This window comes from Pseudoalteromonas rubra (assembly GCF_000967655.1).
Taxonomy (GTDB): Bacteria; Pseudomonadota; Gammaproteobacteria; order Enterobacterales; family Alteromonadaceae; genus Pseudoalteromonas; species Pseudoalteromonas rubra_A.
In genome coordinates, this window is record NZ_JXYA01000076.1 from 1 (window position 1) to 12008 (window position 12008).

Genomic DNA, 12008 nt, shown 5'->3' on the forward strand with positions numbered 1-12008 from the left:
TCAGTGTTTTACTTCTACTGAGCGAAGCACCTAAAAAGTACTTATTGAGGCTTAATTTGCCCTAACTCTTTAAGAGGTCGCTATAATATAGAATTAGATTTTTATTGCAAGGTTTTAATCAAGAAAAGGGCGTCAACCGCTCAAAAAGCAAGCAAACGAGCCTATTTTAACGCCCTTTTATGACACTTATTGTCTTGCCGACCAAATTAACCGACAGACTATTGTTCTCTTTGGTGCGGGTTGATCAGCTTCTGGAACTGCCAATCGGGATGGCCCATCACGATAAAGTCAGGGTTTTCTGTGCTTTCTCTTTGATTGTAGGTCAATGGGTTAAATTCAGCATCGGTAATGCAGCCACCCGCTTCTTCAACAATCACCTGAGAAGCGCCGGTGTCCCACTCACCTGTTGGCCCAACACGTAAAAAGCAATCGGCTTTCCCCTCGGCCACAATACAGGCCTTGAGCGAACACGAGCCCAGTGCCACGGTATCAAACTGGCTGTTGAGATACTGGCTCACCGCCTCAATTTTTTGCCTGCGGCTGACCGCCAAAGTGAGCGTGCCTTTCGGCGCTACCGAGATTGGCTCATCACGCCCGTCGGTGCGCTTAAATGCTCCACCCTGGTGAGTCGCAAAATAGGTCACACCTTTAGCGGGCCAGTGGATCACCCCAAGTACAGGCTGATTGTTTTCGACCAGGGCAATGTTCACCGCAAAGTCGCCGCTTTCCAGAATAAACTCACCGGTGCCATCCATTGGGTCCAGCAACCAGTAACGCTGCCAGTGTTGTCGGCTTTCCAGCGGCGGAATGGGGGTTTCTTCAGACATAATTGGTACGTCCGGGGCCAGCGCTTGCAGCCCGGCTGTCAGCACTTCATTTGCCGCCAGATCCGCGGCGGTCACCGGCGTATGATCGGACTTTTCCCGTGCCCCTATGTCGTCTTGCTGATAGATGGCCATGATCGCCTGCCCCGCCTGCTCAGCCAGGGTGATACAGGGCTCTAAATATGACTGCATTAAGCCTCCGTTGTCAGGTACTGTTGTAGTAATAACAGCGCGGCGACACTGCGGGCTTCGGTAAAATCGCTCTGGCTCAGTAATGCCTGCCATTGCGCCAGAGGCCATTTAACCACTACCAATGGTTCAGGTTCATCACCCGTGAGTTGCTCCGGGTATAAATCCTGCGCCACCAGTATATGCATTCTGGCGTTAAAGTAGCTGGGTGCCAGTGATAACGTTTTTAGATCACAAAACTGCCGAGCGCCAAAGCCAACTTCTTCTTTTAACTCACGGTTGCCCGCTTCAATCGGGGTTTCGCCCGGATCAATCAGCCCTTTTGGAAAACCAAGCTGATAATCATGCGTCCCCGCGCAATATTCTCTTACTAAGAGTAGCTCATTTTCGGCCGATATGGGCACTATCATCACAGCTCCCCGGCCGCCGCCACGAACTCGTTCATATTCGCGGCGCTCGCCATTAGAAAATGACAGCGACAGGGATTCTACCGTAAAGAGCTTACTTTTTGCGACAACCTCAGAGGCTAATATCTCAGGGGGAATTGGGTGCTTTTTCTGTGACATAGAGATTATTTTGCTATCATGGCCATTAACCTCATCATAAAGCCTTTACAGGTAAATGCCTATGTTAAATTGGTCAAAGATCGATACTGTGTTGCTGGATATGGATGGCACCTTACTCGACCTGCATTTTGATAATCACTTTTGGCTGGACGTGATCCCTAAAGCCCATGCCGTCAAACAAGGCCTGACGCTGGAGCAAGCCCGCGCCGATATTCTCGCGCGCTACGAAGCCGTTATGGGACAGATAGAATGGTATTGCCTGGATTACTGGCAACAACAGCTGCAGTTACCCATCATGGAGCTTAAGCGCGAGATCCAACACTTAATTTCGATCCGAGAAGACGTACCGGCATTTTTGCAGGCACTGAAAGATGCGGGTAAAGAGCTGATCCTGTTAACCAATGCGCACCCAGACAGTTTGAGCCTCAAAATCGAGCGCACCCAGTTTGACCAGTATCTGGATAAACTTATCTCCACCCATAGCTATGGTGTTAGTAAGGAAAGCCAGCAACTGTGGCAACAGGTTCAGGCGGATCTGGGGTTTGATAAAACGCGGACTTTGTTTGTCGATGACAGCCTGGCGGTCTTGGCTGCGGCTAAAGAGTATGGCATTGGCCACCTACTGGCCATCGCGAATCCGGATAGCCAGCAACCTCATAAAGAGATCACTGATTACCCGGCCATTTGCGACTATCGCACGTTACTGCCGATCAGCTGATCATCCCGGATAACGCGCCTGCAAGCCCTGATAAACAAGCTTAGCAAAGTCTGGATGTTCAGTGTCCAGGCTTTTCACCACTTCAACCAGGTGCTCGTTGTCTTCTTTGCCGTGCCACTGTTTGATATAGCTGCCATCTTTGTAACCATGGTCCTGACGGAAGAAGTTCAGGGTATTTTTACCCACGTAACCGCGATATAAATCATCCAGGGTCATGCCAATTTGCTGCATACATCCGGCAAAGGCGGCCGCATTGAAGGTTTTGTCGCCCACTGCTGAAGCAGCAAGCACTTCCAGTGTTGCCTTAAAGTCTTCAGCGTATAAAGGTTGTGCCAGCTCGTTCTCCAGCTGTGCCGCCAGCGCCTCATAGGCTGTTTCGCCATCGATGCGCAAAGACAGACCAAAGTGAAAAATATCAACCAACTCCAGGATCACCTGCTCAGTATCCGGAGTCTGTTTTTTCCACCACTTCCAGCCATAGTGATCCAGCATTTCTGCACACTCAACCCAGATGGCGCGATACCATTCAAACCCCTGGCTGAACCATTGCTCATGCACTTTGGTATTCATGGCGTTTTGCATTTCCAGCATCACAACCAGCTTCGCACTATTCGCAGACATATTTGCGCTCTCACTCTGTGTATTCAGTCAAAGCGCTATGATACCCACACAGTGGCATAATTACCACGATGAGCCACAATGAAAGCTTTTCTGCGCTGCCCCGTTCTAATAGGGTTCATACATCTATTTTTGAGGTTTTACATGCGATCCATACTTATTGCGTTAACACTGACTGTTACCCAGTTGCTGTCCTTTTCTGCGTCTGCTGCGCAAGCCACTAACATTAGTGAGCATCCGGAGCAGGTTGCGCCTTTACTGCCAGGCCTGACGGCGCCGACTTTAACCCTTCAGGACAACAACGCCAAAGCGGTGGATTTAGCAAAGCTTTATCAAGACAAGACTACGGTATTGGTGGTCTATCGCGGGGGCTGGTGCCCGTATTGCTCACGCCAGTTAGCTGGGCTGCAGAAAATTGAAAAGCAAATAGTCGAGCTGGGCGCACAGATAGTGGCGGTTTCTCCTGACAGCCCGCAGGCACTGAGTAAAAGCAATATCAGTTCACCTAACTATCGCTTGCTCTCCGATGACCAGCTGGCGTTAACCCAGGCGCTGGGACTGGCGTATTACCTGGATGACAAAACCGCTAAGGCCTATCGCGACCGGATGGGCGTGCAGTTTGTAGATTTGGATGGCAAAAGCCGGGTGGCGCTGCCAGTGCCCGCGGTTTTTGTGATTGATAAAGCGGGTCTGGTGCAGTTTCAGTATGCTAACCCTAATTACAAAGTACGTCTGGAAGAAAGCGTGCTGCTGGCCGCGGTCCGTGCCGCCAGTAATCTAAAATAATATCCGGCGGGCCCGAGCCAGGCCCGCCATTGGTTACCTGTTTTCCAGTCGGTTGTAGTCAAACAGACCATATTCCACACCCCGAGTTTCACGGGCAATACGGTGCAATAAATCACTGTATTGCCAGAACTGCGGATGCGTTCTGCGGATCCCGAAGGTCGCTTTCAGCGTGCGGTAATCCGACTCAGTGCGGACCTCCCTCAGCTGTTGCACAAAGGCGTCGATGTGCGCCTGATTTGGCAAATGCCAGATGGCCTCAGGATAATCGCCAATAAACCCGGGGACCAAAGTCGCGGTATCTTCCTGATAGGCCCGCTGACCTTCCTCGTTCAGCAAGCTGGAAATATTAAAGTGCGCATTGTGGTGGATCAGGGTGTAAGGCTGATGCGCGCCACTGGCATCGACAGCCAGAATAAACGATACCTGAGGTAACTGATTAATCGCCTCAACCGGCAAGGCATTAAGGGGCTGCAACGCCGTTGGCACAGCGGTGTAGTCGTAGGCTTCATTCAGCACAGCTTTGAGATGCGTTTTGAGCATGTCGTACAGTTCAGCCTGCGGGTCGTCACTGTGGTAGCGGATCCCAGAAGGCGCACCCAGTAATGACTTACGGTTAATAAACTCACTGAGGCTCAGGTGCGACTTGCGATACCAGTGCTGCTTGATAGCCTGGCGATGGCTCAGCGGCAGCAAATTGAGGAAGTTCTGCTCGCCTTCAAGACGCAAAAAGTCCATATACAGCCGGGTCACCAATTGATGACCTATGTTGCCATAGACATCAAAGCCCGCAACCAGCAGATAATGGATCCGTTCAAACAAGGCGTAATCCAGTACCCAGGTGGTTTTAGGTTCTTGCCCGATAAAGCCCTTCACCACAGTCGCACTGTCAAAATGGCGGAAAATGGTCAGCGCTGCATTTTGATTGTGCCCGTCTCCTTGCCAGATCAGGTCCAGGTTCAGGCGCTTGCCATCGGCAAACAACTTATCCGACAAGGCCGTTTTCGCTTCCAGATAATCGTGCTGACGCTTGGCATATTTCGCCCAGCTCGACAGTGGCAATACATTGCTTTGCTCAGCCGCGGGCAGAAGCAGGTCGTCGTCATGTCGGGTCAGTAACTGCTCCACAGCGGGCGACGCATTTTTTTCGGGGTCGACAAAGGCCACCCAGAAATGGTCATTGATCACGTTCAGCGCTATCTGACCGCGACACACAGGGCCTTTAATAAAGCCTTTAACGATCAGCTCAGCCTCATCGAGCATAAACTGATAGCGCGATTTAACCGGGATCGCCGCAAACACTTTAAAGGGGTTAGCAGCCAGTTTAGGGTCATAACCCGGTAACTGTGCCACCTCATATTCACTGTGAATAAACTGCGCCTGTAAACGCGCCAGTTTGTCGTCATTCAGTGCCAGTGGCATATGGGTTTTAGATAAAATGGAGCCGCGCACCTGCATCAGGCGATAATAAACCCGTGCGACCTTAGGGTCATCAAATGGCCTGACCGTTGCGATCAGCTCAATGGGTTCACCCGGCGGCGTTTTGGAGCGTACCAGGGTGAAAAATGACTGTTTATCCAGGCGATTAAAATAGATGTGCGCCAGATACCAGTGCTCGTAAATATACCGTGCAGCAAGCCGCGTTTTATTGTCGTCCTGATTTAAAAAGCTTTCCCACTTCGCCACGCTCTGTAACTCAGCCTCACTCGGTGGCGCAATCTGGCTCATGGGCGAGCCTTGTTTGATCCAGTCAGTCAGCTGGGCAAATTCGCTGCTGGTCAGCGCTGGCAAACCATAAGGCATACCGGCATGGGGCTGCTCCTTGGCATAGTCCGGATATTCATCCATGGTTGGGCAGGTCTGTGCCCGGTCTAATGAAAAGTCGTAGTGATCCGGCAGCAACCCTTGCTGGGCAAACGGCTGCGTCTGTTTGAGCAGCAGACTGTTATACAACACGCTGCCATTGAGGTTGGCATATTCAGTTTGCACACGCTCATTGAGAATGGGGGTAAAGCCCTTGTCGCGCCACTCGGCCGTGGTTTGCGCATCAAACAGCAAGCGGGTTGGCGATTCGGCCAGCAAGCGGGTGCCATCATACACACGAGTTTTACTCACTCCCCGATCAATGCCCTCGGGCGAGCTCAGTTTAAGCTGGCAAGGCGCATCGTAACAACCGTGACACACCACACATCGGGTATCCAGGATAGGTTTGATGTCGCTCAGATAAGTAGCACTCTTTTGTGCCGATGGGTCTTGTATCCGCTGCTGTGGCTGCTGCGGCCCAAACAAATCATCGTAATGGTTGACGCCCAGTGCCACACAGCCACTCAAGAAAACGACAATGCCAACCAGTATCCAGCCGGATCTGCGCATTATGCGTCCTCTTCGTCGTCAAGCCCCAGATCAAACGTGGGCATCATTTCCATTGGTGGCGAAACAAAGACGGTCTGGCTTTCGCAGCTCAACACGGCGCTCAGTACTGGACCGTGGTTAAGCAGCAACTGCGCCTGATGTCCCTGGCTCAGGATCTCAGCCACCTGCTGTTCAATATTACTGATCTGATAACCCTCAAGTGGAATACTAACACTTTGCTCAGGCGCCGGGTTCTGGCACAGATTGGCCAGCAGGTTGGCATCCAGAATGACTTCTAAGGTCAGATCCGGTTGCTCAATATCACGCTCGGCCAGATTGTCATCCAGTTTAAATAACGGCAGGTTAAGCGGGGTGTTTTCTTGAAGTTCCATGAAAAATAGCTCATTTATGCAAATACCTGAGGGAAGTTTAGCACAACTTTGCTCATCACAGATGCCCCGCTTCATGCTTACCAGGGCAGACGATCGCCATTTGAATGCCAGAACCCGCCACTGGTTTCCAGCGTCAACTCATCGATACGTTTTACCAAGCGCAGTGCCGCTTCTGCGGGTGATATATCTCCGGCATAATTGACCATTTCAGTCTGAACAAATCCGGGATGCAACAATGCTACGGCCACACCGCGAGGTTTGAGCTCATGCGCCAGGCTAACACCTGCTGCATTCAACGCCGCTTTCGACATACGATAACCAAGGTACGCACCCGAACCATTGTCTGCAATGGAGCCCATTCGACTGGTGATCATCGCCACTTTTGCACCTGTTACCAGATTGTGCTGCAATGCATGCGTCACCCGAACCGGCGCAACAGCATTAACCATAAGTTGCTGCTCCAGCGTCGCAAAATCCATCTGTTGCAGGGTTTCGTTGTGAAAAATGCCCGCGTTATTGACCAGAATATCAATGCTCTGCTCGCCAAGTTTGGCTGACAAGGCGCGAATATCCTGTTCAATGCTGACATCGATACCCGCAATCACAGTAACATCCAGCGACTGCAACTCATCGGATGCGCTGCGTACCACTGCCGTAACCCGATCTCCGGCTGCTAAATAGTGTCGGCATAATTCCAGGCCAATGCCACGATTGGCCCCTGTTATCACCACATGCTTTGACATACCTTTCTCCTTTTTGCTTTGTTTACGCTCGTAGCAGAGCCCCATTGTATAGATTGTGGTGATTTCTTTCAGCCTCGCCAGGTTCTGCTACCTTTAAAGAAGGTCACACAAAGGGAATAGACTCTTGCCACGAACCCTGATCCTGCTCACTCTGCTATGGCTGCCGGTTGTTGATGCCAACACCTATCGCATTAACGTCAGTGAAGCCTTGTCTTACAGCCTCGGGCAGCAGCAAATCATCGCTATGTTCAGCGCCATTTATGCGCCACTGGGGATCCAGCCAGAATTTGAGTTTTTACCAAGCGAGCGGGGTCTGCAACTGGTCAATGACGCAGAGCTGGATGCGGAAGCCGGGCGCGTTGACTTAATTGGCGCACGCTATGACAACTTAATTGCCGTGCCCGTGCCACTCAGTGAACTCAGGTTAATGTTACTGTGCACCGATCCACAGTACTGTGATCTGGCCCATGAAACCGATCTGGCGATCATTGCAGGCAATCTCATCACGGTGTGGTTTTGTGAACAGCGCCAGCTCAATTGCAATCGGGTTCAGAATGACATTTCGGCCTATCAGGCCCTGAGCCGCGGACGCGTCAGTCGCATCTTGGCCACCGATAAATACGCCCTGGGCTCTTTGTGTGAATCTGGGCTTTCCACCCTCTACAGTAAAGCGGCGTCAGCGCGCACTTTTACCATTTATCATTATGTCCATAAAAAGCATCAGGCCCTGGTGCCCAAGCTCAGCGCCCAAATTAAAGCGATAAGCCAAAGCGGGCAGCTAAAGCAATATGCAGAACGGTTACACAATGCGTTTTCACAGTGTCAGGGGCAGCTTATCTCACTAGACTGAAACGCATATCACCAGGCCGATTTATGGCTCAATGTCATGCATAACAGACTGAATAATTGAAAAAACGGCTCCCTGAGGGTCGGTGATCACCGCAAAACGGCCGACCTGAGGAATGTCCGTAGGTGGCACGCACACCTGCCCGCCCAACGTGCGGACCTTCTCAGCCATGGCGTCGCAATCCAGCACAGCAAAGTAGGTCATCCAGTGGGCGGGGATTTCGTCTCCCCACTCTTCGCTCATTTGCAACATACCCGCCACCACTGTATCGCGTGCACTGAACAGCACATAGTCCATACCTTCCATAGGCTTATCCTGCGCCTGCCAACCCAGTAAGGCACTATAAAATGCCCGGCTTTTTTGACTATTACGGGTCGCTAACTCAAACCAGTAGGGCACATTGGCTTCGAGCTCACGCTTGCACCCGGGATGCTCTTTTGCCTGCCACAGTGCAAAATGTGCCCCCTCAGCCGGCTCTCGCAACATCACCATTCTGCCCGCTGACGGCACATCATGTGGACCAGCAATAATCTCTGCGCCGAGTGCGACGGCTCGCTCTGCCATTTCATCCACGTTGTCGACTGCAATGTAGTTCAACCATTGACTCTGCGCACCCGCTTCTTTCTGCTGCGGCATCATCTGATACATAGCGGCAATATCGTCACTGTGCTTTTGCAGCATAGTGTAATACGCGCCTTCACCAATTGGCTGATCATCAAAGCCCCAGTCAAATAGCTGTGTATAAAAGGCTTTCGCCTCCTGCCAATTGCTGGTGCAAAGCTCTGCCCAGCAAAACGCCAGCGCTTTAGGGGGATTTATTCGCGCCATGTCATAACCCTTGAAATAACTGTTTATTCAGCAATTAAACCTAGCAAATAAACACCAAAAAGCCAGCCCAACAAAATCTTACATTTCATTGCAAATTATTAATGAATATTATATTTTGTGACAGTTTTGATTAAAGGTACCAAAAATGATAAAAAAACTACTCACAATTGTACTTATTAGTGTTTTCTTGTTGGCACAGGGTTGTGCAAACACTAAGAAATATGCTGGAACAACTGAACTAAAAGCGCAAACTAATGCAAATTCTAAAATACTACTGATGCCGCTTGATGTTGAACTATCAGAGCTATCTGCACTGGGCTTTCTGGAAACCAAGGCAGACTGGACTGAAAATGCAAAAGAGCATATGACCAACTCGATTGCCGACATTATGGCCAGCAAAAATGCTAACAGTTCAAAGTACGAAACAACTAATACTGATCCAAATGCGACAAGCTATCAGTTAGCGAAGTTGCATGAGGCGGTCGGCTATTCTGTGCTTGTACATCACTTAGGGCACCAACCACTGCCGACTAAAAAGCAAGAGTTTGACTGGAGTCTGGGTAAAGATGCACAAGCACTGGCAAAAGAAACCGGTGCCGACTATGCGCTCTTCGTTTTTGTTCGGGACAGTTACGCTAGTGCTGGACGAAAGGCAATGCAGTTTTTAGCTGCTTTCGCGGGTGTAGGTGTCGCAGGTGGCACGCAGGTAGGCTTTGCTTCGCTTGTGGATCTGAACAGTGGCGATATTGTTTGGTTCAATCGACTGGTAAGCACTACAGGCGATCTACGTACACCAAAAGCTGCGCAAAAGTCAGTTACAAACTTGCTAGACAGCTTCCCTACAGCAGGCTAAATCATGCTACGTCTCGCCTTTATCATACTGCTGACGGCTGCAGGTATGCACAGTGTAAAAGCCTCTGAGCTAACATTTGCTCCTACCATAGACACCAAGTATGAACCGGACTGGTCTAGTGACGAGGGAGGGTTTTGGTACAAGGTCAATCAGATTGAAGCAGATATTAAAAGCTCTCCCTACTTAGTCAGAGATGCTGCACTCAACGACTATGTAAACAGTATGATTTGCAAAATCGCAGGAGAATACTGTGCTTCGATCAGGGTCTATATAATTGATAACCCTCACTTTAATGCCTCAATGTACCCTAATGGTATGATGCATGTTTGGACCGGTCTGTTATTAAGGGTAGAGAATGAAGCTCAATTAGCAGCTGTACTTGGACATGAAATTGCGCACTTTCTTCGTGCGCACCAGATAGCGCAATGGCGCAGTGCACAAAACTCAGCCTGGGCAGCCGTATTATTAGACACAGGGATTGCAGCAATAACAGGTGTGTACGGTGTTGCGACACTGGCGATGTCAGGTAGCGGTGCCGCCTTCAGCCGCACTCATGAAAAAGAAGCTGACATTATGGGTGCAGAGCTAATGCACAAAGCTGGATATAACCCCAAAGCGGCGAGTGAGCTTTGGCAGCGTGTTCTTGAAGAAAGAGAACAAGATCAAAGCAAAGATTCCAGCTGGTCTTTCTGGGCAAGCCACCCGCCCTCAAAGGAAAGAAGTGAATATTTGCTTGCTCATGCCGACAAACTTAAGGCCCTGCCTAAGCCCGAGTCACAATCTGAGCCGCTGTTTAAGTTGCTATCAACCAATTACTTTAAGCTCATGAAAAACCATGTTGATCTGCAAGAGCACGAACAAACCAAAATACTCCTGCAACGACATAGTAGCTTGGGCTACCCAAAAGAAAAGATCGATTTCTTTTTTGGTGAGCTCTACCGCAAGCGCGCACAAGATGGTGATACCGACAAAGCACTGGAATATTACCAAGCGTCAATTCAAAGCCCGAATTCACCACCTCAAGCGTTCAAGCACTTGGCATATCTGTATCTAAAGAAGAAAGATAAAGAGCAAGCTAAAGCACACTTTATGAACTACCTGGAAAGGGTTCCCCAAGCAAAAGACAAAGCCATGATCAAATATTATTTAAAATCTCTGGGATAAAAAATGAAAAAACTACTAATTATTTCCATGCTACTGATGCTTAATGCATGTGCAGCTTTCAAACTCGTCAAGTCACAACAAACAACGGTACATGGTATTACCTTGACACCCACCAGTACCTGGAATAAAGCAGGGTTCAATCAGCATAAAAAATCGGAGCTATGGACCAAAGATGGCCTGGGCCTGAATGAACTTTACATCATCGGCAATATCAACGAAGGAGAGAGTATCTTTAAGTCACACAACAAAGAGCTTCCTCTTCCCTCATTTAAGACAGGGATGCTGCCAAATGAGCTGGAAGAATTTATTAAAACTTCATTGAAAAACAGCCATGGTGGTAAAATCTCCGTCACAACAGAAAACATGGCGCCGGTTGAACTGGGCGACGACATTGCGTTTCGGTTACAACTTTCGTATTTTCTGGAACACGGTCTGAAGAAATCTGTCGATGCCTTACTAACCACAAAAAATGACAAGCTGTATGTCATCATGTACGTTGCACCAAGCCTGCACTATGCACAAAAGCACCAAGCAGAGATCAACAGTATCTTCGATAGCATCATCATTTAAAGAACGGCGCGAGCAGGGCTAAAAGTAGCCCTGCTTTGTCGTGCACCTATATCCCCAAAAAATTACTATGGTTTCAAACACAATCGCTTAACTGCCCTGCACATCAAGTCAACACGAGTTATTCAAGCACTAACAGCCTGCCTGCAGCCTTCACGAAACTCTTTGCCTGCACGAACCACAAAACTTAGAACTTCAACCACTACAAATTTAAGCGTGGTAGATTAGATCATTCACTACCTCAAATTCACTATCCATATTTCAGGCATTAAAAAAGGCCACCGAGGTGACCTTTTTTTATAATGCTTATTGCATCACTACTGTTGATTACTCAACGATAGTTGCAACTAGCACCTACATTACCCTGTAGAGAGCGCCACCTATCGTGCAAAGGATAATGACACAGTGCTTGCACTGGCATTTCCTTTGCGCAAAGTGAAGTGAGCAAGTTTAACTGAACCCGCTACTTTTCTCATATTTCAGACATTAAAAAAGGCCACCGAGGTGACCTTTTTTACAATGCTTATTGCATCACTACTGTTGATTACTCAACGATAGTTGCAA

Annotated in this window: 13 protein-coding genes; 6 read left to right on the forward strand and 7 right to left on the reverse strand. The window is 49.3% G+C overall.

Annotated features, from left to right (window positions below; genetic code table 11):
• Nucleotides 1-218 precede the first annotated feature (218 nt).
• Both cysQ and nudE read right to left on the reverse strand, forming a co-directional pair.
• Nucleotides 219-1016, reverse strand: coding sequence for a 3'(2'),5'-bisphosphate nucleotidase CysQ (cysQ, locus tag TW77_RS22865; RefSeq protein WP_046007282.1), 798 nt, complete (start codon nucleotides 1014-1016; stop codon nucleotides 219-221).
• Nucleotides 1016-1579: an ADP compounds hydrolase NudE gene (gene nudE, locus TW77_RS22870; protein ID WP_046007283.1), complete on the reverse strand. Its 564-nt coding sequence runs from the start codon at nucleotides 1577-1579 to the stop codon at nucleotides 1016-1018. Before nudE ends, cysQ begins: the two co-directional genes overlap by 1 nt.
• 61 nt (nucleotides 1580-1640) lie before the next feature.
• On the opposite strand from nudE, the gene yrfG reads away from it, so the two are divergent.
• Nucleotides 1641-2297 carry a GMP/IMP nucleotidase gene (gene yrfG / locus TW77_RS22875; protein ID WP_046007284.1) on the forward strand — a complete coding sequence of 219 codons (657 nt, stop codon included), beginning with the start codon at nucleotides 1641-1643 and terminating at the stop codon, nucleotides 2295-2297.
• Here yrfG and TW77_RS22880 read toward each other — a convergent pair whose 3' ends face one another.
• Nucleotides 2298-2918, reverse strand: coding sequence for a dUTP diphosphatase (locus TW77_RS22880; protein ID WP_046007285.1), 621 nt, complete (start codon nucleotides 2916-2918; stop codon nucleotides 2298-2300). It lies immediately after the preceding gene.
• Between the two features lie 141 nt (nucleotides 2919-3059).
• Here TW77_RS22880 and TW77_RS22885 point away from each other — a divergent pair, with 141 nt between their 5' ends.
• Nucleotides 3060-3701: a peroxiredoxin-like family protein gene (locus tag TW77_RS22885; protein WP_046007286.1), complete on the forward strand. Its 642-nt coding sequence runs from the start codon at nucleotides 3060-3062 to the stop codon at nucleotides 3699-3701.
• A 33-nt stretch (nucleotides 3702-3734) separates the two neighbouring features.
• Here the strand turns inward: TW77_RS22885 and TW77_RS22890 are convergent, their stop codons facing one another.
• The 3 genes from TW77_RS22890 to TW77_RS22900 all read right to left on the reverse strand — a co-directional run bounded on the left by TW77_RS22890 (nucleotide 3735) and on the right by TW77_RS22900 (nucleotide 7185).
• Complete coding sequence (locus tag TW77_RS22890) at nucleotides 3735-6071, reverse strand: fatty acid cis/trans isomerase (protein ID WP_046007287.1); 2337 nt, start codon at nucleotides 6069-6071, stop codon at nucleotides 3735-3737.
• Nucleotides 6071-6442 (reverse strand): hypothetical protein, encoded by a 372-nt coding sequence (locus TW77_RS22895; protein WP_046007288.1) that lies wholly within the window; start codon nucleotides 6440-6442, stop codon nucleotides 6071-6073. Before TW77_RS22895 ends, TW77_RS22890 begins: the two co-directional genes overlap by 1 nt.
• 77 nt (nucleotides 6443-6519) lie before the next feature.
• Nucleotides 6520-7185, reverse strand: a complete 666-nt coding sequence (locus TW77_RS22900) for an SDR family oxidoreductase (protein WP_046007289.1) — start codon at nucleotides 7183-7185, stop codon at nucleotides 6520-6522.
• A gap of 124 nt (nucleotides 7186-7309) precedes the next feature.
• On the opposite strand from TW77_RS22900, the gene TW77_RS22905 reads away from it, so the two are divergent.
• Nucleotides 7310-8035, forward strand: coding sequence for a transporter substrate-binding domain-containing protein (locus TW77_RS22905; RefSeq protein ID WP_082079022.1), 726 nt, complete (start codon nucleotides 7310-7312; stop codon nucleotides 8033-8035).
• Nucleotides 8036-8056: 21 nt separating this feature from the next.
• Here TW77_RS22905 and TW77_RS22910 read toward each other — a convergent pair whose 3' ends face one another.
• The gene (locus TW77_RS22910; protein WP_046007290.1) at nucleotides 8057-8860 is read right to left on the reverse strand and encodes a VOC family protein; all 804 of its coding nucleotides are present in this window, start codon (nucleotides 8858-8860) and stop codon (nucleotides 8057-8059) included.
• A gap of 145 nt (nucleotides 8861-9005) precedes the next feature.
• On the opposite strand from TW77_RS22910, the gene TW77_RS22915 reads away from it, so the two are divergent.
• The 3 genes from TW77_RS22915 to TW77_RS24530 are packed head-to-tail and all read left to right on the forward strand — an operon-like array spanning nucleotide 9006 to nucleotide 11447.
• The gene (locus TW77_RS22915; protein WP_052713327.1) at nucleotides 9006-9713 is read left to right on the forward strand and encodes a hypothetical protein; all 708 of its coding nucleotides are present in this window, start codon (nucleotides 9006-9008) and stop codon (nucleotides 9711-9713) included.
• Nucleotides 9714-9716: 3 nt separating this feature from the next.
• The gene (locus TW77_RS22920; protein ID WP_046007291.1) at nucleotides 9717-10877 is read left to right on the forward strand and encodes a M48 family metalloprotease; all 1161 of its coding nucleotides are present in this window, start codon (nucleotides 9717-9719) and stop codon (nucleotides 10875-10877) included.
• Between the two features lie 3 nt (nucleotides 10878-10880).
• On the forward strand, nucleotides 10881-11447 hold the full coding sequence (locus tag TW77_RS24530) for a hypothetical protein (RefSeq protein ID WP_052713328.1): 567 nt from the start codon (nucleotides 10881-10883) through the stop codon (nucleotides 11445-11447).
• Nucleotides 11448-12008 lie beyond the last annotated feature (561 nt).